This is a genomic window from Guptibacillus hwajinpoensis (genome assembly GCF_001039475.1).
Classification (GTDB): Bacteria; Bacillota; Bacilli; order Bacillales; family Guptibacillaceae; genus Guptibacillus; species Guptibacillus hwajinpoensis.
This window is the reverse complement of sequence record NZ_LELK01000001.1, coordinates 252,245-274,181: the sequence shown is the minus strand read 5'-3', so window position 1 is coordinate 274,181 and position 21,937 is coordinate 252,245. Positions and strand designations below refer to the sequence as shown.

General features: G+C 39.0%; 26 protein-coding genes and 1 riboswitch. Of the genes, 3 read left to right on the top strand and 23 right to left on the bottom strand.

The features are described 5' to 3' along the window. Positions 1 to 66 precede the first annotated feature (66 nt). The 15 genes from AB986_RS01500 to AB986_RS01430 all read right to left on the bottom strand — a co-directional run bounded on the left by AB986_RS01500 (position 67) and on the right by AB986_RS01430 (position 11,738). Complete coding sequence (locus tag AB986_RS01500; RefSeq protein WP_048310782.1) at positions 67 to 606, bottom strand: TetR/AcrR family transcriptional regulator; 540 nt, start codon at positions 604 to 606, stop codon at positions 67 to 69. Between the two features lie 203 nt (positions 607 to 809). After that, positions 810 to 1,571, bottom strand: coding sequence for an aminoglycoside phosphotransferase family protein (locus AB986_RS01495; RefSeq protein WP_048309113.1), 762 nt, complete (start codon positions 1,569 to 1,571; stop codon positions 810 to 812). A 39-nt stretch (positions 1,572 to 1,610) separates the two neighbouring features. After that, on the bottom strand, positions 1,611 to 2,228 hold the full coding sequence (locus tag AB986_RS01490; protein ID WP_048309112.1) for an HAD family hydrolase: 618 nt from the start codon (positions 2,226 to 2,228) through the stop codon (positions 1,611 to 1,613). Positions 2,229 to 2,283: 55 nt separating this feature from the next. After that, positions 2,284 to 2,763 carry a GyrI-like domain-containing protein gene (locus AB986_RS01485; protein ID WP_048309111.1) on the bottom strand — a complete coding sequence of 160 codons (480 nt, stop codon included), beginning with the start codon at positions 2,761 to 2,763 and terminating at the stop codon, positions 2,284 to 2,286. Between the two features lie 159 nt (positions 2,764 to 2,922). Then, positions 2,923 to 3,369, bottom strand: a complete 447-nt coding sequence (locus tag AB986_RS01480; RefSeq protein ID WP_048309110.1) for a hypothetical protein — start codon at positions 3,367 to 3,369, stop codon at positions 2,923 to 2,925. A 216-nt stretch (positions 3,370 to 3,585) separates the two neighbouring features. Next, positions 3,586 to 4,191: a hypothetical protein gene (locus tag AB986_RS01475; protein WP_048309109.1), complete on the bottom strand. Its 606-nt coding sequence runs from the start codon at positions 4,189 to 4,191 to the stop codon at positions 3,586 to 3,588. 138 nt (positions 4,192 to 4,329) lie between these two features. Then, the gene (locus AB986_RS01470; RefSeq protein ID WP_048309108.1) at positions 4,330 to 5,229 is read right to left on the bottom strand and encodes an EamA family transporter; all 900 of its coding nucleotides are present in this window, start codon (positions 5,227 to 5,229) and stop codon (positions 4,330 to 4,332) included. 78 nt (positions 5,230 to 5,307) lie between these two features. Next, positions 5,308 to 6,012, bottom strand: coding sequence for a helix-turn-helix transcriptional regulator (locus tag AB986_RS01465; protein ID WP_236690291.1), 705 nt, complete (start codon positions 6,010 to 6,012; stop codon positions 5,308 to 5,310). 222 nt (positions 6,013 to 6,234) lie between these two features. Beyond that, entirely contained in the window at positions 6,235 to 6,585 is a 351-nt protein-coding gene (locus AB986_RS01460; RefSeq protein WP_048309106.1) for a DUF2200 domain-containing protein, read from the bottom strand. Between the two features lie 122 nt (positions 6,586 to 6,707). Next, complete coding sequence (locus AB986_RS01455) at positions 6,708 to 7,649, bottom strand: PDR/VanB family oxidoreductase (protein WP_053216000.1); 942 nt, start codon at positions 7,647 to 7,649, stop codon at positions 6,708 to 6,710. A 67-nt stretch (positions 7,650 to 7,716) separates the two neighbouring features. After that, positions 7,717 to 8,130, bottom strand: coding sequence for a hypothetical protein (locus AB986_RS01450; RefSeq protein WP_048309105.1), 414 nt, complete (start codon positions 8,128 to 8,130; stop codon positions 7,717 to 7,719). Continuing rightward, positions 8,127 to 9,080: a heme-dependent oxidative N-demethylase family protein gene (locus AB986_RS01445; RefSeq protein ID WP_048309104.1), complete on the bottom strand. Its 954-nt coding sequence runs from the start codon at positions 9,078 to 9,080 to the stop codon at positions 8,127 to 8,129. Before AB986_RS01445 ends, AB986_RS01450 begins: the two co-directional genes overlap by 4 nt. A gap of 313 nt (positions 9,081 to 9,393) precedes the next feature. Continuing rightward, positions 9,394 to 9,969, bottom strand: coding sequence for a cell wall hydrolase (locus tag AB986_RS01440; RefSeq protein WP_048309103.1), 576 nt, complete (start codon positions 9,967 to 9,969; stop codon positions 9,394 to 9,396). Between the two features lie 339 nt (positions 9,970 to 10,308). Further along, positions 10,309 to 10,878 (bottom strand): M15 family metallopeptidase, encoded by a 570-nt coding sequence (locus AB986_RS01435; protein WP_048309102.1) that lies wholly within the window; start codon positions 10,876 to 10,878, stop codon positions 10,309 to 10,311. A gap of 149 nt (positions 10,879 to 11,027) precedes the next feature. Next, positions 11,028 to 11,738 (bottom strand): nucleotidyltransferase domain-containing protein, encoded by a 711-nt coding sequence (locus tag AB986_RS01430; protein WP_048309101.1) that lies wholly within the window; start codon positions 11,736 to 11,738, stop codon positions 11,028 to 11,030. A gap of 142 nt (positions 11,739 to 11,880) precedes the next feature. Here AB986_RS01430 and AB986_RS01425 point away from each other — a divergent pair, with 142 nt between their 5' ends. Both AB986_RS01425 and AB986_RS01420 read left to right on the top strand, forming a co-directional pair. Further along, on the top strand, positions 11,881 to 12,417 hold the full coding sequence (locus tag AB986_RS01425; protein ID WP_048309100.1) for a P-loop NTPase family protein: 537 nt from the start codon (positions 11,881 to 11,883) through the stop codon (positions 12,415 to 12,417). Positions 12,418 to 12,508: 91 nt separating this feature from the next. After that, positions 12,509 to 12,970 (top strand): hypothetical protein, encoded by a 462-nt coding sequence (locus AB986_RS01420; RefSeq protein WP_048309099.1) that lies wholly within the window; start codon positions 12,509 to 12,511, stop codon positions 12,968 to 12,970. Positions 12,971 to 13,012: 42 nt separating this feature from the next. Here AB986_RS01420 and AB986_RS01415 read toward each other — a convergent pair whose 3' ends face one another. From AB986_RS01415 to AB986_RS01405, 3 genes are read right to left on the bottom strand one after another with little or no spacing between them, the layout of a single operon-like run. Next, a complete protein-coding gene (locus tag AB986_RS01415) occupies positions 13,013 to 13,447 on the bottom strand; it encodes a GNAT family N-acetyltransferase (RefSeq protein WP_053215999.1) in 435 nt (144 codons plus the stop codon). Next, the gene (locus AB986_RS01410; RefSeq protein WP_048309098.1) at positions 13,444 to 14,676 is read right to left on the bottom strand and encodes an MFS transporter; all 1,233 of its coding nucleotides are present in this window, start codon (positions 14,674 to 14,676) and stop codon (positions 13,444 to 13,446) included. Before AB986_RS01410 ends, AB986_RS01415 begins: the two co-directional genes overlap by 4 nt. Positions 14,677 to 14,707: 31 nt before the next feature. Further along, positions 14,708 to 16,330, bottom strand: coding sequence for an SLC13 family permease (locus AB986_RS01405; RefSeq protein ID WP_048309097.1), 1,623 nt, complete (start codon positions 16,328 to 16,330; stop codon positions 14,708 to 14,710). A gap of 294 nt (positions 16,331 to 16,624) precedes the next feature. Between AB986_RS01405 and AB986_RS01400 the strand changes: the two genes are divergently transcribed. Beyond that, the gene (locus tag AB986_RS01400; protein ID WP_053215998.1) at positions 16,625 to 17,302 is read left to right on the top strand and encodes a hypothetical protein; all 678 of its coding nucleotides are present in this window, start codon (positions 16,625 to 16,627) and stop codon (positions 17,300 to 17,302) included. A 180-nt stretch (positions 17,303 to 17,482) separates the two neighbouring features. On the opposite strand, the gene AB986_RS01395 is transcribed toward AB986_RS01400, so the two are convergent. The 5 genes from AB986_RS01395 to AB986_RS01380 all read right to left on the bottom strand — a co-directional run bounded on the left by AB986_RS01395 (position 17,483) and on the right by AB986_RS01380 (position 21,890). Next, entirely contained in the window at positions 17,483 to 18,787 is a 1,305-nt protein-coding gene (locus tag AB986_RS01395) for a Na+/H+ antiporter NhaC family protein (RefSeq protein WP_048309096.1), read from the bottom strand. A 67-nt stretch (positions 18,788 to 18,854) separates the two neighbouring features. Further along, positions 18,855 to 18,954, bottom strand: a riboswitch (SAM riboswitch). Between the two features lie 135 nt (positions 18,955 to 19,089). Beyond that, complete coding sequence (locus AB986_RS22175) at positions 19,090 to 19,242, bottom strand: hypothetical protein (RefSeq protein ID WP_161797312.1); 153 nt, start codon at positions 19,240 to 19,242, stop codon at positions 19,090 to 19,092. 41 nt (positions 19,243 to 19,283) lie between these two features. Then, complete coding sequence (locus AB986_RS01390; RefSeq protein WP_048309095.1) at positions 19,284 to 20,123, bottom strand: alpha/beta fold hydrolase; 840 nt, start codon at positions 20,121 to 20,123, stop codon at positions 19,284 to 19,286. Positions 20,124 to 20,280: 157 nt separating this feature from the next. Further along, positions 20,281 to 20,610: a YolD-like family protein gene (locus tag AB986_RS01385; RefSeq protein ID WP_048309094.1), complete on the bottom strand. Its 330-nt coding sequence runs from the start codon at positions 20,608 to 20,610 to the stop codon at positions 20,281 to 20,283. A gap of 17 nt (positions 20,611 to 20,627) precedes the next feature. Beyond that, positions 20,628 to 21,890 carry a Y-family DNA polymerase gene (locus AB986_RS01380; RefSeq protein WP_048309093.1) on the bottom strand — a complete coding sequence of 421 codons (1,263 nt, stop codon included), beginning with the start codon at positions 21,888 to 21,890 and terminating at the stop codon, positions 20,628 to 20,630. Positions 21,891 to 21,937 lie beyond the last annotated feature (47 nt).

Here is a 21,937-nt window from a genome sequence, read left to right as displayed (position 1 = left end):
CATCTATAAATTAGTGCGGAATGAACATTCATTCATTTCGTCGTAGTAAAGAGCTTTTGCTCTTTACTACTGCTGTCTAACTGAGTCCCATAAACTTTCTTCTATCCCAAATAGAAGGTCCTGATCTACATCCAGTTCACCTGCTCTTACAAGGTTCTGAAGTTCTATAAATGCTCCATAGAGAATCGCAATTAAAGCTTCAGAAGGTAGGTTTCGAATAACAGATTTTTGTTTACCAGTATTAAAGAAGGTTCTGAAAAAATTTAGTAGCTGAGTAAAATCAGTCTGGCTTTGATCATTCAAAAAGTGACCAGCACTATGCTTCTTAATAAAATATATTGCGTGTTCATTCTGATTCGTAAACAAAATCATGCTTTTAAAGATATGGTGAAACTGCTTGCGAATAGTTTGATCAAAAGGAAATCCATCCTCAATCGTCTTCGTAAACATATTAACGTAATCTTGAAAGAGGGTATTAACGAGCACCTCTTTATTCTCAAAATAACGGTAGATCGTCCCAGCACCAACATTTGCTTCAGTGGCAATCATTGGCACCGTTGTTGCATCAAACCCCCGCTCTGCAAATAAAGCAAGAGCGCTTTTCATAATGTTATCTCGTTTGTTCAGGGTTTTCACAAACACACCTCTTTCTTACAACTATTGCGGAATGAACATTCATTCCTTTTTATTGTAACTATTTTGAGAATGATTAACAATGAAGCAGAAGTCCTAGGAATAGTGAAGAAATTGTTAACCTAAGGATTAATTTAATACCTTAATTAAGACTTTTATCATGCACCTTACCACACTCAAACTATGCTACTGTGACCATTCGCAATGTGTAAAAGACGATCCATTCTTTCTGATGATACCCATTCAGACATTCTTGCTGCAGCTATAATTGGAGCCCATTCGAAAATTTCTTCTTTGGTTAATCCGCTTTTCTGACAGTATAGATGTAAATACATTTCCGCTAATTTTATTGAAAATTGGGAATATAATAGATAAGTTCTATACACATCAGCACGAATATCCCCTGCACTTGCATCTACCCAATCTATAATTGTCACTTTTTCACCTGACTTAATTAAATTAAATAAATGATAATCCCCATGACAAAGTCGTTTCTCAAATGTCATAGAATTTAACTTCTCTATTAAAATCGATTTGCGTTTCTTCTCCAAATAAGGGGCGTTTTCTATTTGCCGACTTAGTTTATCGGACATAAACTCTATCGATTGTGCTTCATTCTGATGAATTTCTTGTTGTATTTCAACGGATAAATCCATGTAATATTCGGTTTGATCTTGATTCTTAGTTATAAGATCGCCTATCGTTTCCCCTTGTATATATTCCATTATAATTGCTTGTTTTCCATCAAAATTAGCAACATTCACTATCTTTGGAACATGGAGTCCACAAGAATAAGCAAATTCTTGCTTATCTGCTTCCTTCATTATTACCGTATCAGGTAATTTATCATTGAATACTTTAACAACCATGTTTTCAAAAAGATAAATTTGTGCTGTATTACCAACTGCTATCGGAAGACCAAGTTTGCCTATGTTCATTTGTCACCTCCAAAGATTTTTTGGACACATACGCTTAGATCAAAATAAGTTTAGAAGCTCATCAAACTTCTCTATAACCTCATCATACTCACTCACTTGCCCGAAACCATATTTTGCATAAATGAAAGGAATTCCTGCGTATCTAGCTGCATTTAAATCGCCTTCTGTATCACCTATATAAACAGGGTTAGATAGGTTGTTCCTTTCAATAATTAAATTAATATTTTCCCCTTTTGAAAGTCCGGTTCTTCCTGGATTTTCAAAGTCCCCAAAATAGTTATCTAGGTTATGAAACTCATAGAACGATTCAATGTAACCATCCTGGCAATTGCTTACGATGTAGAGTTCGTATTTCTTCGAAAGTTTGCTAAGTACATCCTCCACATTAGGAAAAAGAGTACCGCCTCGCTTCTTTAAGTATCCCTGTTCGGTATTAAGACACTCTGTAATTACATGTCCACGAACTTCTTCGGTTAAATAAGGAAACAGTTTTTTACTAATATCGTCCATTTGGAGTCCCATTGTTCCTTCAAAATCTGTCCTGGTTAGTTCCTTGGTAATCTGATCGTGTTCTTTAACGCGACTATTCCAAGCTTCAAGAACAGTATCAATTGGATCCCATATCGTTCCGTCTAAATCAAAAATAATACTATCCATATGTATTGTCACCTTTCCATTGATCAAGTTCATCTATTAATTATTCTCCAACAAGTTAATAAATCGGATCACACAGATCCACCTCATCTTCATTCGATGTCCATTTAGAATAAACTTCTATTGTCCATTTATCTGTGGACCGCTTATACCCATTATCATCAATCCAACGATGCAAGTGAGGATATACATTGAAAATGTCAGAAGAATGTCCCTTAAAACCAAGAACTGCACACTTTTGTGCAGGTACACGAAGAGGAACCATCCCTGCTGGAACATCTTCAAAATCGTAGACCTCATAACAAACCCAGTAGCCATCGTCTTCTTCTAAAGTCTCTGTAGCTTTAAATGCACCATAAAGCCTAACTGGTTCTATGAGATTCTTTATCTCATCTTTGCGACGGTTTAGTAGTAATGAAGTTTTGGGAATTTCTTCTGCATATCCTTTCATATCATCGCAAACTACACGAAAGCCGACTAACTTCTTCTCACTAACTTCAATTACGCCCTTTATTTTCAAGGAATTAACTTCTTCCACCTTTTATTCTCCTCTCATAACGAATTGGTTTTTACGAGTTTCTTCAGAAATCCATTTCTAGATCAGACTATCATTTTCCTCTCATTCCAAATAATATGCAGAAATAAAAAAGCAGAGTTTGGAACTCCGCTGTGAGAAAAAACTACTAATTCATTCAAATTACGGAGAGCTCTGTAAAATGTCTTTAATATCATTCAAGTGTCTAACTAATGATATACCTGGAATAAGAACGTATAGGAAACCTTGGAACACCACACTCTTGAATGATTTACTTCTGAGAAGGCCCATTCCTCCCAAAAATATTGCTAACATCAGTGTAGTGAAGAATAAGAGATATTCAGACTGCTGTTGATCGATGAGATCGTTAATAAGCCCTAACTTCCATATCTCATCTTCCTGCGGTTGATAGGTAATTCTCTCGTTCTCCATTCCCAAAACATTATAAGATTGTAGAACAACCAAATCATCCTTTAGTTCAATCACTTCGTAACCAAGTGGTGAATACCCGAGCGGATAAGCAATTAAATAAGACAATGAAAACGCAAGCATTAGAAAGGCTATAAATAGAAGACCACGCCTCACTTTGCTCAAAAACTCTTCAGTCATTCTTAACCTCACAATCAACGGTCATTAATATGCAAGTGACGCATAGAGTTTAATCAATTTCTAATCCTTTAATAATTCATTCTCAATTCCGAAATCTATCTAATGTTAATTGTTTCAAAATAATACAAATAATTCAAGCGTTCCTTTCAATAAAAAAAGCCTACCTTTTTTAAAGATAGACTCGCTAGTTGCTTACATCTTGAACTAAGATGAGAACTATTTATCCGAAGCATTTTTGAGTTCCAGTTTAAACACAACAGCATATTCTGCATCACTAACCGATTTCGGTAAACTTGTCACATCCTCATTACCTTCTGCAGATAATTCATTCTGACTTGTTCCAATTAGGTAAGACAAATAAACGGGTTCGTCTTTTGTGATTGTGATTTTTTCTTCTAAATGTACAAAGCTAAAACTAACGAGATTATCAGGAATAAACTCATTTCCTCTAACATATCCGTTCGGATCTCCAATTGTAAAATAACTTACTTCTTCTTCCATTAGAATTTGAAACGAGTTAAGGTTTTCCTTATGTTTCGTGTTGTCACCTGGTATGGATGTTGAAGACAACATAACTTTCCCTTCCCCTTTTTCATAAACTTCGATAGACGTCTCAAGCACATCTCCCTCATTCACTTCACCATCAATTGTATAAAATGTTTGATAATCAACGCCGGTTTGATTAACAATGATTTTCTCACGTTCTGACAAATCTGCAGGTTCAATCTCCAAAGAAGACGAACTTTTCGTTTGGCTGCTCCCATGACTTGTACAAGAAACAAGTAACAACACGACTCCAACTAGAATAATAAACCGTTTCATTTTTTTCCTCCGTTATCTATTATTTTTCCTTTTAAAAAAGGCTCTTTTCGTAACCTATTGCTGAAAGTAGTGGTTAATTTCCGCTCCAATTAGCTAAGAATTGTTTCAAAGCAACAATCTTTTAGTAAAGAGTCTTATTTAAAGACTAATCGCCCTGTCTCTCGCTACATCTCTACTTGAACTCCTGGAATATAAGATCAACATACCAATGCCTACTAATAAAAAACCTATACCTAACCAGGAAGTTAAGGCCAAGTCTTCTCCGATAAAGAAAACTCCCAATAATGCAGCGGTTAGAGGTTCAGCAAGTGAAAGGGTAACCGCTGTTGAGGAAGGGACATAAATAAGACCTCTAGCAAACAGGAAATAAGCAAGACCAGTTGCTATAATACCAAGATGGAAGCTTACAGCGATCCCTCTTCCTTCAGTAATCCAAGACATGTCAAAGATTACTAACAATGGAGAAAGAATGAGTGCACTTATCGTAAACACGACCCCCACTATGGCAACAGAAGACTGTGTTTCAACTAATTTTCCACTAACCAAAGCGTATACCGCAAAAGATAACCCTGCCCCTAAAGCCATCACTATTCCATAAGGATCTACTGTTACGGACTCTTTATTTATGAATATCATTAAACACCCTATGATTGATAAAATAGTAGAATACCACCATACTTTTGCTGGACTTTTTTTCATGAAAACCCACTCAATAATTCCTGATAGAACTGGAGCGCTTCCAATTGCGATTACCGTACCAATCGCCACTCCAGTCATTGTCACAGCAGAGAAAAAGAGTGGTTGGTAACAGGCCATGCTTAACGAAGCTAGGAGTGTTTCTTTGAGCGGCCAATTTTTCAGCCTTAACTTCCCTTGCAATAGAACAATAAGTAATAAAGGAATACCCCCCACTAATAAGCGTACAGCTCCAATCACCACTGGATGTGCAGTGCTAGGAGCCAGAGTTTGAACTGTGCCTGTTGTTCCCCATAAAATGGCTGCAAGTAACACCAAAAAGGGAGCTGTTTTTTCTGTCATATGATCACCCCATCAAAGAACTTAAACTCATTGTAGAAGATTGCTACTTATCTATCTTTACTGAATTTAAGGTTCTTTTTATCCATTGTTAATCATTCTGTAGTTTTGTGGAGTGATCCCTTCCCACTTTACAAACCATCTCGTAAAAGAAGATGAGTTTTCAAACCCTATCTCTTCACTAATACTTGTTATGTTCCAAGTTGTCGACATGAGCAATTGCTTCGCTTCAGCCAATCGTAAGTCCGTTATATATCGTTTGGGGCTTTTGCCTGTTTTTTGTTTAAACCACGTAGAATAGTAAGTAGGATGGTATTTTTCTATTTCAGCTAGTGTATCTAAGCTTATCGATTCTTTATAATGATTGTGGATATAGTCAATTGATGGAGGCGTAGATGTTTTTAATTTATGTGTTACATATCTTGCCAAATCCCTGAGAGCAGCTGATTCATTCTTATTATGTCTAACCTCTTCCAACAGTAAAAACCGAATAGAAGACCACTGCTCATCCATCTTAATGTACATGCTTTCTGTATCCCGCAATAGAAAAAGGTCGGGCAAGTCTAAGATTAGAAATTCATTTCGTTCCTTAGAATGAAAACCATGAGTAAGAGTGGGCGGTAGATAAAAGCAATGCTCAGTAGTAAGTTTTACTTCTTGTTGGTTCGTATTGATTTCTAAAGAGCCTTGTAGCGGAAAAAGAAATTGGCCAAAATCATGTTTATGAGATTGAATTTCATTAGAATAGGACCTTTTATCACAATTCACCTGTCTACTTCTCTTCACCACCCTACCACCTTTCATCTATTCTCCTTCTTATTTAAAGGAAGAGTAACACGTTTGAAGCTACCATATTTATAGTGTGATTATATACATCCTAATAAGCGGCCTATCTTTTGACAAGCTTTTCCTTCTTTTTATGTCATAAAAAAAAGAGCCTACCTTTTTAAAGATAAGCTTCCAAGACTTACTTACTAATCATTTCAATGGATACGTTGTACACCTCTTTTACTTCCTTAAGATCTTCTCCATCGCTTTTCCCTTTGCTAACTCATCGATCAATTTATCCAAATAGCGAATTTCCTGCATAGTTGGCTCTTCAATATCTTCCACTCGTACACCGCAAACGACACCTTTGATCATAGTCCGTGAAGGATTCAGTTTGGAAGCTCCGGCAAAGAAGGTCTCAAAGTCTGTCTTGTGTTCAAGATGAGCTTCTAACTCTTCTTGACTATACCCTGTCAACCAGCGAATAATTTCATCTACTTCTTTTTTTGTACGTCCCTTTTTTTCCGCCTTCGTAATATAGTGCGGATAAACACTCGCGAAACTCATTGTATAGATTCTATGTTTGGTCATGATATAGCCTTCCCTTCATGTATTTAAAAATTAATGATTTTCTAATTGTATCATTTACTTATTTTATGACGGATAGCTGACTTTACAGTTCGACGTTTCACAAGCGAGTGGATCAAAACTTTTCACTCCACCGCTATAGAAATATGTCCTTTTCCTCTTGATACACACGTAAGCATTTTGTCCGTTTTCTCGTTAGCTGTTAGAAAAGTATCGTTATGAAGTACTTCTCCATTACACACTTTTACTTCGCAAGAGCCACAAATACCCTGACGACAGGCGGACGGTATAGTGATTCCAGCATCGTGGAGAGCTTCTAATAAACTTTGGTTACTATTAACTTGAATCGTTTTCTTCTCATTTACGATCGTCACTTTGAATCGGGTAGGATGTTCTAATTTTCTAGCTTTAAATCGTTCTTCATGAATGTATTTCTTCGGATATCCAAGTTCCCTGCAATACGTCACTATGAAATCCATATATGACTGAGGACCACATATATATACGTGAGTTCCAACCTTCAATTCCCTTAGTCGTTCTTTTAGTTTCTTTGTTTTGCTGTCTCTGTCCATTAAATAATAAGTGACCTGATTTGCATATCTCTCATTCATCTCGTTATAAAATGGACAAGCGTCCTGGCCTGATACAGCGTAATGAAGTTCAAAAGACTCTCCTAAGCTTCTTAAGTAAGACATCATTGACCAAAAAGGTGTAATCCCTATGCCAGCTGCAAAAAACACATGATGCTTACCCTCCATCTGTAATGGAAAATAATTATCTGGAGGAGATACTTTTACGACATCTCCTTCATAAATATCCTCATGCAAGTAAGTAGAGCCACTTTCTAAATGACCAGTCTTTTTAACTGCGATCTCATACTCATTTATCATATCTAAGGGATTATTAATGAGAGAGTATTGCCGCATACCCATAGGAAGATGAAGGGTGATATGTGATCCTGCTCCAAAAGAAGGAAGTTCAGTATTCTCAGATATGAATGTAAAGCTTTTTATTGTTGGTGTTAGTTGTTTAATTTCTTGTACTTTCACTTCATAAAAGTCTTCCATTTTTACCTCACCCTCAAACATGAATGACATTTTTTATGTCACGTCAATTAATTATAGGATATGCAAGCTACGACTTGTGATAGATTGAGTAATGATTTGATGGATCTAACTTTATATGACACCTTTCACATTCAAACATCTCAGCACTACTGATTTCATTGATGTGATGACATTGGGAACAAAATATTCGTGTGTTTTGTTCGGAGCTTTTGTTTATCCAAATTTCATTCTTTGAAAATCCAGCGTTACGTGCTGCATATTCAATAGCCTGTGCACTGTCTTCTTCGCTATATATCCAAACCAAACTTCCTAACGGTTGCTGAGCTAGTAGCTGCTCTGCTTTATTAGAAGATACCGGCATGCTAACAACTTCACACTGATATCCTTCCTCCGTTAATTCACGAACTTTTTCATTTGCTTGCAAGAGATAGCTTTGATCGCTGAAGATAAGTATGCGTTTATTATTCTGGAATTCTGTCATAACGAGATCCCTTTTTCGCTTAGCGTTTTCTCTAGAAACTGCATAAGCTCGTTTTTATAAAGCGCTATTCCTTTGTACTCTGCTATATCGTCAGAAAGGAATTGAATGGTAGTATATAGCCTCTTTAGCCACAAATCATTCCGAATCAAGTCATTAAGTGATAATAAGTAGGTGTGAATGGTAAAAAGGATATCGTTCGTTAACGGAAGCCTTAATAAACGCTGAACTTCGACTCGTAAATGCACTAACTCTCCAACGTTCTCATCGGTAACCTGAAGTCGGAGCTTTCCCCAATTTGCATACGTCTCAAGCGGTGTATCAAGCTTGTTGGAGATTGTCATCGACCAATTCTTTCTTTCCCAAGCTTCATTCTGACGTATTCTCGAAATAAACCGCTCTACTTTACCAATAAAGTCCTTATGAGTAATACCAGGTACCGGTGTGTGAATAGATTTAAAATCCATGCCTAGTACAAACGTCAACGACCAATTGGAAGGAAAACAGAGTTGCCCAGCTTCTAGAAAAAGTCCATCATGTCGGTCGCCCATGATAATGAGGTCCTCTTGAACATGACGTCCGGCGATATCGAGAGGTTGGCGTTCTATCGAAGATAAATCTCGATATTTGAATCTCTCTTCTTCCCCTAGTAAAAGGTTTTGGAACCTATATTCATTCCCTCGCTTTTCAAAAGAAAAATGCTCTGGTTCATTCTCAGCTAATTCGTTAAAAATACGCCTCATAGCTTCCCACTGTGATTCAAGGGAGAGTGGTAACGAGCGAAAGCATCTTTGATGGTTAGCTTGCAACAGCTCTCTCTTTAATTGTATTTCTTCTAAATAGCGATCTGTCATCGTAACGGATCGAGCTGGTTTTTGAAGCGATGAATTATTCGAATAGGCGTATCGATCTTCTGTAAATGGAAAAGGGAATTGCTCCGCTTTAACTGACATATAACCCACCTACCATGCTTGATTTGATAAGTTCTCAGTCTATCCTAACCATTTTTTATCTGTCGCCACTGCTATACTTGTAACTGTTTCGGAAATGGAAGCGATATCAAAAAGAAACAAAAATCCCCTCTACTTCTTCTATCTTTTTACTATTTAACCACTCCATCTCCACTTCACACATCAATAACAATGATTAAGCTAGTAACGTTTATGTTAGAAATTATTTCAAATTTCAGATAATATTGCAACAACTTATCACTTTTAGATTAATAAAAAAGCAAGCACCCTGACCGGAGTGCTTGCCTTTAACATTTCATCGTAAGAAAACATGATTTCCTATTCTAGTAGTTACTTCTTTACTGCTGAGATAACTACTTTGTGCTTTATCTGGATTGTAGAAATAGAGTGATTCTCTGTCATAGCCTTGATAGGCAAGAGCCTCGTGCACTGCTTTCACAGATTCTTCACTAGCAGGTTGTTTAATTGTTCCATTTAGAACGGGCGAGAATTGAATACCATCATGGATAACCCCGTGTAGAGAATCAGGGAAAAGGTCGCTTTGTACTCGGTTTAGCACCACTGTAGCAACAGCAACTTTACCTGCGTAACTTTCTCCTTTTGCTTCAGCTTCAACAAGTCGACTGAGAAGATCTTTCTCATACTCGCTCGGTACAACTGGAAGCTGTAATTCTTCGCCAGGATTTATACTAGCAACGTTTTTATTATTCATAGCTTGTACTTGCTTTGCTGGTACACCGTATTTCGTTGCAATTTTATATAGTGATTCGCCCTTTTGGACGGTATGCGTTTGAACCTCGGCAGAACTTGGTGTTGGTAATGAAAATGAAAGAACAGCCGCGATGCCTAACATCGAAATTTTCTTAAACACTTATCATCTACCTCCTAAGAATTTGTCCTTATTCAACGTAACATAGGAGGTTAATAGGTTTCACTATTAATTCTTTCCAGTTATACCAGAACTTTCGATTCCTTAAAGATGGCTATGTTAGCTCATATTGTTAATTTCTCGACTTTTGGCTCATTCGAGTGAAAGGTCACCCCTGGGCGTAAATGAGCCAAAAATCAACACTGTTCATTAACATAGTCTTAAGGATAAAAAAGAACCGCCCGATTAATCGGACGGTTAAAAGGGGGAAAATTATGTTAGTTTAAATTTACCCCGTATTTAAATTGATAAACCTCTTTTTCTATTATTTTTATTATTTTTTTATTCAGCAGCATATTCGCCCGTATCCGGTCTTTCTCCGTACTTTAACTCTCGAATTGATAAACCAAAATTCATTTGAAGATGAGGATAATCCTTAAAGCTTGTCCAATCTCCACCCCATTGGAATCCCAAATCCTTCGCAATTGATACGACTTCCATCCAATCTGCTTTACCGTTAGCATTATCATCTCGTTCCATGTCCCAGACGATATCGCCATTATCTAATTTCAGCGCAAAATCAATGGCTAATCCATAGTTATGATAAGATTCGCCACCGGCTACGTTTGTCACGACCTGACCTTCTTTTGAGCGTCCACGTTCATAGAGTTCATTTTGCTCCTGATCGGTCCGGTGACCATCCGTTATAACGACTTCAATTCCTTTTTGGGCAGATCTAGCAATTAGCGTATCTTTTGCTTCCCTGACGGTAGAATGGAGACTGTTTGGCGGCGGAACCTCTTCTCTCTCGAAAAAGCTTGAAGATGGCATGTAGTGGTTTGCTATCGTTAGTATAATAACACCACTTCCTATGAGTAGAAGGATAGTGAGCAAACTCTTTATGATTTTCAACACAATCCCTCCCTCGCCACTAATTCTAATAAACTGAGAATAACATATGAATAAGTAATCCAATAGCATAATAGCTTGTATATGAATCTATCGAGCCATTCATCTCATAGTGTTAGTCTACGTTATTGGTCATGTGGGATCTAGTCCTTCTACTTCTTCCCAAGCGAAAAACCATCGAATAATCGGCCACCGAAAGGAGCAAGCACGCGATCAACAAGTGAGATCACTGCTTCCTTTTCCCTCGTAACATAATAGTGATCGAAGACTTGAACGAATTCTTCTGCAAATTCGGGATCATAGTGCTTGAGTGCACGTACAATCCATTTAGATGATCCGATCCACTGAGTGTTTGTTCTAAGAACGAATTCATGAAGGAGCTCTGCAAGTGTTGCAGCAGAGAATAGTTCTTCTCCTCGATTTGTAGCTCCAATGAAGTCATCCAGTACGTCCGTAAGAAAATATCGCTTCATTATGATTGTCTCTTCTGTCCACTTCTCTGGGCCTTTGAAAAGAAGCGATTTTGCTTCTTCTTGTAACTGAACGGCGTTTCCCTTGTCCTGAAGAATAACACCTTCTGAAACCATTTTCGGCAATGATGGCCTTGCTCGTTTGCAGTCCTCCTCGTAAAAAAATTGGTAGCTTTGTAGATTATGTACATACCATTCAACCGGCCAGCTTTTATAGAAGAAACTCTCACGGTACGAAGCGGAGACAGATAAATCAAACACAACAATATCAAGATCTGACGTTTTGGTTGTCTCATTCCTTACAATACTTCCTCCAAGAAATGCTGCTTCACAACTAGAAAATGTGGACAATACAAGCTCTTTAGCTGTTTGAACAACTTCTTGTAAATCCATCTAGATCACCTACCTTTTATAGAAATTAACTTTTCTTTATTCTACCTTAATCACAAAATTTCATCTATCCTCACTCTTATTGAACACACTTCCTACTCTTTCTGGTAAACTTTTGAAGGATACTAGTTACGAGGGGGTTACTATGAAACGGATTTTGGTAATGGGCATTTCAGCTGGTGCAGGCAAATCCACTTTTGCAAGGAAACTTGGAGATCTTCTTCACATCAATGTACATCATCTAGATACACTGTTTTGGAAACCAGGTTGGAAAGAGTCTTCTATAGAGGAGTTTCGTTCTTCTCTGGAGGAGATCGTCACAACTCCAACATGGATTATTGAAGGGAATTATAGCAATACATATGACATACGCGCTACGCATGCTGATACGATTATTTACCTGGAGGTACCAAGACTCGTTTGTCTTTATCGGGTTCTGAAACGCTGGTTAACTCACCTTGGTCAAACAAGGCCAGACATGGCGGAAGGATGCAAAGAGAAGATGGAATTATCCTTTCTCAAATTCATCTGGACAACTTACTATCCACGAAAAGAAAAAATGTATAAAAGATTCGAGCAATTTCAAGAAACGGGACAAAACAAAACAGTAATCAAATTAAAAAACAAAGCGCAAATTCATGATTTTTTTCATGAACTAGAGAGAAAGCATACAATTTTGTAAGAACCCGTGATAAGATAAGGTGCGGCACGTTTGAATAGGGGTGTTCCTGTTTAAACTGTACAGAAAGACTATTTAAGCACATGGAGGCATTATGCTAACTTTTGAAGAGAAATTAGAAATTATTGAGTCATCATTCCCGGAACTTACACGAAAAGATGTTTCGCTTGGTCGTGTTAATTTTCATTACGAAGAAGCAGTTATAGATAAGAAAAATGTTGTGTATCATCTTCACCCAAATGGCAACGGCTATGTTTTTGGTGATTTGATTGAAGGCTATCCGTTGGATGAGAGAGGCATGGTCAATATCCGCGATTTCTCAAGCAATGAGCTTCGTAAAATCATTGGTGAATCCATTCACTCTCTTTCAGTACTTCCAGGATCAGATATTGAATCAGAATTCTGGATGAATGATGAAGAGCAAACGCTTGAACTGATGTATGAGCCTGAGCTAGAGTTATGGAATGTTTACGCTGGAGATATTCTTGACGGCACATTCCCATCCAAAAATGAAGCTGTTCAATACCTTGATGAAGAAGGGTTTACACGACAATAAGAAGAGCCTCACAATCCTCGAATTAGGATTGTGAGGCTTTTTCTATTCTCCAATTGCCTTATAAAAGCCTGTTGACTTCGCTTCGAAACCGCATCCCTCGTAAAACCTGTGAGCAGCCTTGCGCTCATCCCGATTTCCACTATTTAGAACGACAAGTGTTGTGCCTTCTTTTACTGCTCGTTTTTCTGCTTCATTAAGCATGTTTCTACCAATGCCTCTTTGTCTATAGTCAGATGCTGTTACCATAGTAATGATTCTCGCAACTACTATGTCCGAAACATAAGAACGTTCAAAGTGCATGCCAAGCATACTAACGAGCGATCCGTTCTCTTCGGTAACAAGGGTGAGATAAGAGCTGTTATTCATTATGGGCTCTAACCTTTCTTTAAGCTGTAAAGCAGATGCAGGATAACCCATATCAGCTAAAAGCAAACCCATTTCTTCTTCATCACCTGCTACTGCTTCTCGTATTTTCACTTTAGACCCTCCTCTATTGCATAACGATTGTGTCGTTTCGAAACGCGTTTGTTTGTAAATAGGATAAGCAACGGCACTATGAGAATAAGTAAGCTCATAACGCCAACCCAGCCTAAATGATCCCACAGAACACCTACACCTGAACTACCAGCGGCTACGCCAGCGTAATAACTAATAAGATAGAAGCTTGAAGCACCACTCTTATGGTGCTCTGCTGTACTTGCGACAGATGCAGACGCCATCGAGTGCGAAATGAAGAACCCTGTGCAAACCGCACATAGACCTATCATGACGAGTGTATATCCATTGTTGAGTGTTAACAAAGCACCTCCAGCAAGAATAAATAAACCAGCCATCATCGTTCGACGAAGACCAATTTCAGATGATAGTCTTCCAGCTACTGGTGGAGAAATCACACCAAGTATATATGCAAAATAAGTGAGTGAAATCCATTTCAACGAAAGAGCATATGGATCCTGTTCCAAGTAAAAAGGGAGATATGTCCATATACCTGTAAAGATTACTTGAATGAGGAATCCGACAGTAAATAGCGCTAGCAGTCTTCGGTCGGTTAAGTGAATCAGCATTCCCTTAATATCTTTTATAACCCCCCCACTGCCTCCTTCGAAAAAGCGAGAAGCAGGAAGAAGCCAGAAAAAGAAAAGTGTTGCAACCAAAGCAAAAGCCGCCAGCACAAGGAAACTAATCTCCCAACTGTACAGATCCGTCAAATACCCCGTTACAACTCTTCCACTTAGTCCTCCCATTGCGTTACTCCCAATAAAGATGCTTGTTGCAAGCCCAACACTTGAGGGATCGACCTCGTCAGCAAGATACCCCATTGCTGCAGCTGGAATACCAGCAAGGAAAAACCCTTCGATACATCGAATCACAACTAACAATACAAAAGATTCTGCAAAAGGCATCGCGAATAAGCTGGCAAGTACGAATAGTAGTGAAATCTTCATGACTGCTGTTCTTCCATAGCGATCTGAGATAAATCCAAGAACGAGAAGCCCTGGAATCATCGTCATCACCGGTGTTGACATAAGTAAACTAGACGTCGTCGCAGTGAGGTTGAATTCAGTCGCAAAAACAGGAAGCAATGGTTGGAAAGCATATAGTGCTGAGAAAATTAATAAGGCGCCACAGCCAAGACTACCTGCTGCTCGCCAAAAACCGGAGTCTTTCGACGTGTATGCTTTATTGTTAACCGGTTGATTTGTCATACGTATCAGCACCTTTTTGTCTACTTACTGCTTATTTTAAAGCATCAGGAAATTGAGTTAGGTCAATCCCCCACACAATTGGCATATAGAAATAGATTGCAAGTGTAATAATAACGATTGACGTTAGATTTAGCCAAAAACCTGCTTTCGCCATATCAGGAATTTTTAAATAACCTGATCCAAAGACGACGGCGTTCGGAGGTGTTGCAACAGGAAGCATAAAGGCACAGCTTGCCGCTATTCCAGCTCCAATCATTAATGCATAAGGATGAACCGAGATCGCTGATGAAAGAGATGCCATAATCGGAAACATCATCGTTGCTGTTGCTGTATTTGAAGTGATTTCTGTTAAGAAAATGACGAGCGCTGTGACAAGGAGTAAGATAACGAAAAGGTGAATCCCTGCTAGAATCGTTAACTGATCTCCAATCCATTGAGCAAGTCCTGATTCCTGAAATCCCGACGCAATTGCAAGACCCGCTCCAAAAAGAAGAAGAATCCCCCACGGAAGCCCCTTGGCAGTCTGCCAATCTAGTAGAAAATCGCCCTTCTTCGAGGGTGCTGGTACTAGAAAGAGAATAAGCGCTGCCGTCATCGCAATTACGGTATCATTAATGCTTGGATTAAGTTCACTTAGTACGAACGAACGGCTAATCCACGCAAGTGCTGTAAGCGAGAAAACTGCAAGAATCACTTTTTCTTCAGCTGACATGGACCCTAGATCTCTTCTTTCCTTATTAATTACTTCTTTGCCTCCAGGGAGCTCTTTTATTTGCATAGGAAAAGCCATTTTCACAAGATAATACCAGCATCCGAACAGAAGGAGCAACATTAACGGAACGCCAAACATCATCCAACGAGCGAACGATATTTCAATTCCATATAGCTCGTTTACAACAGCTGCAAAGATTGTGTTTGGAGGTGTACCAATGAGTGTTGCAAGCCCTCCAATTGAAGCACTATAGGCAATCCCAAGCATAATCGCTTTGCCGAAATTAAAGCGAGGGACGCCCTCCTCCGTATCCAGATCAAGCTGTTCAGAAACCTGATAAATCACAGCAAGTCCAATCGGTACCATCATCATTGACGTGGCCGTGTTTGATATCCACATGGAAAGAAATCCTGTGGCGACCATAAATCCAAGTACAATTCTCTCTGTACTCGTTCCGATAGCTGATATAATAACAAGTGCAATACGTTTATGTAGATTCCACTTCTGCATTGAAAGCGCAATCAAAAAACCGCCCATAAACAGGAAAATCGTATTATCTCCATAAGCAGAAGCGGTTAAATCACCCTCCAGTCCACCCGTTAATGGAAATAAAATCAGTGGTAGTAGCGAGGTGGCAGGAATCGGAATAGCTTCTGTGATCCACCACGTTGCTATCCATACCGTACTTGCTAGAATAGCTAATCCAGCATCAGAGAGTCCGGACGGGTCGAAGAAGATCATTATACACAGAAAGAGTGCAGGACCAAGGAGAAGACCTGTCAATTTCCGCCTATTATAAACCGGATCTGGTCCCGATTGCTTTATTCTAGTATTTTTTTGTGACGTTTGAGAAGGGATTCCACTCGTGTTTGAAGAAGCGAATGTTAATAGCTCTTTTGCTCGATGGTGTTCATTCCATAGCTGATTCCAAAGTACTCGCATAACTTTACCTCCTTTAGTTCATTAATCTATAGTTTAGAATTTGCACCCATCTCCTGTCAATTTATTCACAATTTTGGTACTATTTTCTTGACGGGTGTTAGGACTTTTGTTTTATTTCATAGAAGGAGTGATTTGAAGACACTATTAAACCCCCTTATTTTTCCAGAGGGGACGAATATTATAAGTTGATAACGTAATTTTTCAATAATTCCAACTAATAAATCCATCTATGAACTTCGATGATTACAACATGTTTCACACCAGGCAGCTCAAAATCATTCCAGGGGGTATTTGATGAGAAAGATACAACAGACAACAATCAATTCAGTTGTAAAATACGGGCAAACAAAGCTTCCAAAATCCGCTAACACAGAATGTCCTGAATGTGGGAACGACGCCTCTTTTCAATTGAAATTTGATTACCAAATTAATCAGGCAGTGTTCTCAACTCTATCCCGCTGCTCCGTTTGTAAAGAAGCAGTTCTTTTCATCTTAATTAAAACAACACATAACGACCGAGGCGAGGAAGTAGAGCTATTCGTTCACCAAACATCATTCACTCGTGAACCACTAGAGAGACTTGCTAGCTCTGCACGACTTCCCGATGATCTTGAACGGGTTTACCGTTCCGCTGTAAATGTACATAATATGAAAGATTGGACCGCTACAGCTGTCATGGCAAACCGAGTTCTTGAAAGCATCACCGGAAGCTTTCTATCAGATAATGAACTAGGACAACCTCTCTCTAAACAACTCGAGACGCTAGCAAAGCAAATTGATTTAGAAGAACCTATTGTGAAGTTAGGACAGCTTCTTGGAAAAGGAAGCAACTTGAATAATTTGCTTTGCCTCGAGAAAGCTACTAGTGAAGAAACAGCTAATCTTATTATTGATTTACTAGATTCATTAATCGAATACTTGTACATTCTTCCTCAACGTATCGTACATCTACAAAAACAAATTGAGGGATAATAAAAGGCTCTTTTCGCAGACATTGTTGCTATAGCTGGTTAATTTCCGCTCCAGGATGCTCGCTCCAATCACTAAGTGTAGTATTTTCAATATTTATTTCAAAAGCAACAATCTTTTAGAAAAGAGCCTAATAAAAAGACAGGCAGCTTAACTTCAGCTGCCTGTCTTTTCTATCTGAATCTAGTTCTTGGCTTCTTTTCTTTCAAATGATGGATAATTAATCATAATGGCTACAATTCCAGCAACAGCAATTAAGATAGGATAGATTGAATATGGAAGAAGCGCAAGCGGTGAGATCGATGCTAAACCTGCGGCGGCAAGCACTTGTGCACCGTATGGTAGCATTCCCTGTACACTGCCTGCAAAGATATCAAGAATACTAGCTGATTTCCGAGGATCAACGCCGTATTCTTCAGAGATGTTTTTTGCTAGAGGGCCACCCATGATAATAGAAATTGTGTTATTTGCTGTTGATAAATCGAGAACACTTGCTAGTCCTGCAATTCCAAACTCGGCACCCCTACGAGATTTCACTCGACTTAGAATTCGATCGAGTACAAATTGAATACCACCATTATGCTTGATTACTTCAATCAGGCCACCGATAACAAGCGCAATCATAGCAAGGTCCTCCATGCCTCTAATGCCTTCTGTTACGGTGGAAACAAGTCCACTCATTCCAAATGAACCATTGTAAAGTCCTACTATACCTGCAAAAAAGACACCACTGACGAGAACAACGAGTACGTTAACACCAGCAATTGCAGCTACTAAAACGCCTAGATAAGGAAGAATTGTAATGAATTCAAAAGCATGTTCTCCACTAACCACAGCTTGCTCTCCCATTGTCCATACTCCATAAATAACGGCTGTCACAATGGCTGCGGGTAACACGATAAAGAAGTTCACTTTAAACTTATCTTTCATTTGGGTGTTTTGTGTTCTTACTGCTGCAATCGTTGTATCTGAAATCATTGAAAGATTATCACCAAACATTGCACCTCCAATTACCGCTGATAACGCCAGAGCAGGTGCGACACCGGTTTGTTCTGCAATCCCGATCCCAATCGGTGCAAGTGCGACGATTGTTCCCATCGATGTACCCATCGAGATGGAAATGAAACAACCAATAAGGAATAACCCTACAATTAAGAGGTTGGGTGGGAGTATTGAAATTCCTAGATTAACAATTGAGTCCACCGCACCAATTTTCTCAGCTGTAGCAGCAAAGGCTCCAGCTAACAAAAAGACGAGAATCATTAAGATAATATTAGAATTCCCTGCTCCTTTACAGAAAATCTCAACCTTCTTCATAAAGCTTTCTTTCCTATTCATTGAAAGGGCTACTCCGGCCGCAATTAATGAGGCGAGAATGACTGGCATACTGTAGAAATCATTTGTGACGATTGCTGTTCCAATAAAAAGTAGAATAAATACGGCGAGAGGAAGCAGCGCCATCCCATTTCCTTTTATTTGATTCTCCATTGTTGTAATCTCCTTCTTCTATTCTGATCAAACTAAAAAAGCCCACTTCAAGAGAAGAGGACGTTTGCTCTTATCTTTCAAGATTACTCTTGCTGGAAGCAGCACCTTTCGGATGGAGGTTGCTGAAGTTTCGTCGGGCCAGGTCCCTCCACTTCTCTTAATAAGAAATATGCAGTTAACCAGATTTACTCTCTAAAGGAGTAAACCTGCTATTTAGTGAAGCTTCACTTTATCACGCATTATTCTGATGAGTCAACTATGAATAACTGCAACAAAATAAACCCTCTTATCATAAGAGGAGTTTACATGATGTGCCTATTTGATTTCAAGCTTTCTTTCACTGCCATTTTCTTCATCTCGATCCTAGGTAACTTCTTCAACGTTACGGTTGACACAAGCCACCATAAAGCAAAACGCACGTATTCAGCGTCTTTATTCTGTTGGATGATGTTCACTAACCTTCTCCCTTTCTTGATTCTTCTTCTTAAGACCTTTATTACATGTGAATAAAGCGTTCAATATCCTTCATGATTAAACGTGGACGCTCTTCAGGCAACAGGTGGCCCGTTTTTTCATAGACGATTAATTCGGCGTTCGGCAAGTCACTACTAAGACGCTTCCCAACCTTTAGCGGTACGACTCTGTCATTTTCTCCCCATATAAGTAGACTTGGGGTATGAATTTGTTTCAATTCGTCTGATGATAGGTCTCCCTCTCGATCACGAATCATTCGTACGAGCGAACGAAAAATACTTTCGTTGAAAAAAGGTTGAATATAGCCGTCCATCATTTCTTCATCAATCAGCTGTGGGTCATAGACGCAATTTATTAAATTCCCTTTCACTCCTTTTCGGTACAGCCATCTCTTCAGATAAACAGAGAAGAATGGTAGATAAGAGGTGTAGACAAGACTCTGTTTTGCTTTCTCAAGATATCCTGAGCTACAAAGTAAAACATTCTTACTGACCAGGTTCTCGTTCAGCGCGGATGCTCTCATCGCAACCTGACCTCCCATCGAATGACCAATCATGACAGTTTGCTCAATCGAGAGTTTTTCGAGAAGTTCAACAACGACTTCCGCATAATTTTGATAAGAATGGACAAAACGATTAGACTTCTCGCTTTTCCCAAATGGAGGAAGATCAATTGCCACCACTGTATAAGCTTTCGTCAGCAGCGGAATCAGTCTTCGATAGCTGAAGCTCGAGGATAGAAAGCCATGGAGAAGCGTCAATACTGGCCGGTCAACCGCATCAGCGTTCTTATAATACTCATAATGAATGTCAATTCCTTTGATTTTCTCTTTATTTTGTTGAAAGTTCTGAGCCACTAGCATCTTTCATCTCACTCCGGATTCTCCACCTTTATGGGGACGATTGGTTTCATGAACGCTAAAGAAGTAGAAATTCATTATTAGCGTTTCACTTTATACGTATTTTACCCCAATCTCCAAATGAAAAACTATTGTTCTTAGAGACGTGTTCCCATTTTCTTCATTCTGTTTCTATATGAATTAAATCTGATAAGGCTACCTTCCTCTTTCTCTCATCTTTATCAAGAATACGTAGCTCTTTGCTTAATTGGTCCAGGTAATGGACATACCCATAAAGAATTTTAGTCTCCCCCTTTTCGAAATAGTGAAAATAAAGAGGGTGGTGAAATTCCATTGCTTCACAAATGATTTCATTCATTTCTTCCATCTTCTGTTCATCCAGCATCGGCTTGCTCTTTCTTCGTTCTTCTGCCTTCCAATCCCGCAATTCTTTCACGTGTTCAGGTAACATCATTGATGTCCATTTAATATTGCCACGATCGCGAATCATATGCCATCATCTCCTTTCTATGCTTTGTGACCACCAACAAGCTTGCTTCTATGCAACGCCGTTCCAGCTTTGGTGTATGAAACAGCGCGAAGTAATGCAGACGATCCGTACTTATCTCTAATCGAATCCATTACATAGCCGAGATCACGCTGTTTCGGACGCTTTGTGTTGAATAAATCAAGCTGCACTTCTTCGTCATCACAAATGTTAGAAAGGGTGATTGAAATTTTGCGAACTGTTTTTCTTTCATAAAAGGCTTCAAATAATTGAAGACACACCTCATACACTTCAAGCGTGATCGATGTCGCACTATCAATGCTCCTTGAACGATGGAAGCCGCCTCCGCCTTCTTCCTTACTGTAACCAATGCCAAGGCTAATTGTCCGCCCAGCTTTTCCAGCTCTTCTGGCACGCCTTGCAACTTCTTCACTCATCTCGAGAATAACGTGTTTAATTTCTTTCTGATCATGGTAATCTCGCAACAATATTTGGCTTTTTCCGAAGCTTATCTGACCCTGCATTATTGGAGCGCCCATTTCAGAAAGATCAATTCCCCAGGCATGGTGATAGAGCTGATTTCCCATAACCCCAAATTTCTCCTCGAGAAGATGTAACGGGTAATGGGCAAGCTGTTTAACGCTCATAATTCCCATACGATTTAACGTTCGCTCAACGCGTGACCCAATCCCCCACATTTGACTGAGCGGAGAAAGTGGCCATAGCTTCTTAGGAATATCATCATAGGTCCATTCCGCAATTCCTTCCTTCTTTGCTTCAAGATCAAGGCAAAGCTTCGCCATTAAAAGGTTCGGGCCGATTCCAATTGCACAAGGCAATCCAAACGTCTCACTAATTTCATCTTGTATCATCTTCGCTACCTCAAAACGGTTCCCAAATAGACGTTCCGTCCCGTCTATTTGTAGAAACGATTCATCTACACTGTACGTATGAATACATTCTGATGGAACATAGCGATGAAAAAGCTTTGTAATTTCCATCGACTGTTTTAAATAAGAGGACATCCTCGCATTCACGATATGAATCCTATTATCGTTTGGAATTTCAAATAATCTGCTACCTGTTCGAATACCAAATTCTTTCTTTAACGCCGGCGAAGCCGCTAACACAACACTCCCCTGGCGCTCTGTATCACCTACCACAGCTAGATAGCATGTGAGCGGATCAAGTCCCATCTCTACCGCTGAGCAGCTTGCATAAAAACTCTTCATATCAATACAGAGAATTGTTTTCTTTGGAAATTTAGAATAATCCACCTGCATCACCCCTTCCGTGAAAATCACAATAGAACATTTGTTCTCTCTTATAT

What these genes read in the sequence shown, in the direction of transcription:
- AB986_RS01500 (WP_048310782.1), bottom strand. Translation starts at nt 606, where the DNA reads ATGAAAAGCGCTCTTGCTTTATTTGCAGAGCGGGGGTTTGATGCAACA.
- AB986_RS01495 (WP_048309113.1), bottom strand. Translation starts at nt 1,571, where the DNA reads ATGAACATAGGCAAACTTGGTCTTCCGATAGCAGTTGGTAATACAGCA.
- AB986_RS01490 (WP_048309112.1), bottom strand. Translation starts at nt 2,228, where the DNA reads ATGGATAGTATTATTTTTGATTTAGACGGAACGATATGGGATCCAATT.
- AB986_RS01480 (WP_048309110.1), bottom strand. Translation starts at nt 3,369, where the DNA reads ATGACTGAAGAGTTTTTGAGCAAAGTGAGGCGTGGTCTTCTATTTATA.
- AB986_RS01475 (WP_048309109.1), bottom strand. Translation starts at nt 4,191, where the DNA reads ATGAAACGGTTTATTATTCTAGTTGGAGTCGTGTTGTTACTTGTTTCT.
- AB986_RS01470 (WP_048309108.1), bottom strand. Translation starts at nt 5,229, where the DNA reads ATGACAGAAAAAACAGCTCCCTTTTTGGTGTTACTTGCAGCCATTTTA.
- AB986_RS01460 (WP_048309106.1), bottom strand. Translation starts at nt 6,585, where the DNA reads ATGACCAAACATAGAATCTATACAATGAGTTTCGCGAGTGTTTATCCG.
- AB986_RS01455 (WP_053216000.1), bottom strand. Translation starts at nt 7,649, where the DNA reads ATGGAAGACTTTTATGAAGTGAAAGTACAAGAAATTAAACAACTAACA.
- AB986_RS01450 (WP_048309105.1), bottom strand. Translation starts at nt 8,130, where the DNA reads ATGACAGAATTCCAGAATAATAAACGCATACTTATCTTCAGCGATCAA.
- AB986_RS01445 (WP_048309104.1), bottom strand. Translation starts at nt 9,080, where the DNA reads ATGTCAGTTAAAGCGGAGCAATTCCCTTTTCCATTTACAGAAGATCGA.
- AB986_RS01430 (WP_048309101.1), bottom strand. Translation starts at nt 11,738, where the DNA reads ATGGATTTACAAGAAGTTGTTCAAACAGCTAAAGAGCTTGTATTGTCC.
- AB986_RS01425 (WP_048309100.1), top strand. Translation starts at nt 11,881, where the DNA reads ATGAAACGGATTTTGGTAATGGGCATTTCAGCTGGTGCAGGCAAATCC.
- AB986_RS01420 (WP_048309099.1), top strand. Translation starts at nt 12,509, where the DNA reads ATGCTAACTTTTGAAGAGAAATTAGAAATTATTGAGTCATCATTCCCG.
- AB986_RS01410 (WP_048309098.1), bottom strand. Translation starts at nt 14,676, where the DNA reads ATGACAAATCAACCGGTTAACAATAAAGCATACACGTCGAAAGACTCC.
- AB986_RS01405 (WP_048309097.1), bottom strand. Translation starts at nt 16,330, where the DNA reads ATGCGAGTACTTTGGAATCAGCTATGGAATGAACACCATCGAGCAAAA.
- AB986_RS01400 (WP_053215998.1), top strand. Translation starts at nt 16,625, where the DNA reads ATGAGAAAGATACAACAGACAACAATCAATTCAGTTGTAAAATACGGG.
- AB986_RS01395 (WP_048309096.1), bottom strand. Translation starts at nt 18,787, where the DNA reads ATGGAGAATCAAATAAAAGGAAATGGGATGGCGCTGCTTCCTCTCGCC.
- AB986_RS01390 (WP_048309095.1), bottom strand. Translation starts at nt 20,123, where the DNA reads ATGCTAGTGGCTCAGAACTTTCAACAAAATAAAGAGAAAATCAAAGGA.
- AB986_RS01385 (WP_048309094.1), bottom strand. Translation starts at nt 20,610, where the DNA reads ATGATTCGCGATCGTGGCAATATTAAATGGACATCAATGATGTTACCT.
- AB986_RS01380 (WP_048309093.1), bottom strand. Translation starts at nt 21,890, where the DNA reads ATGCAGGTGGATTATTCTAAATTTCCAAAGAAAACAATTCTCTGTATT.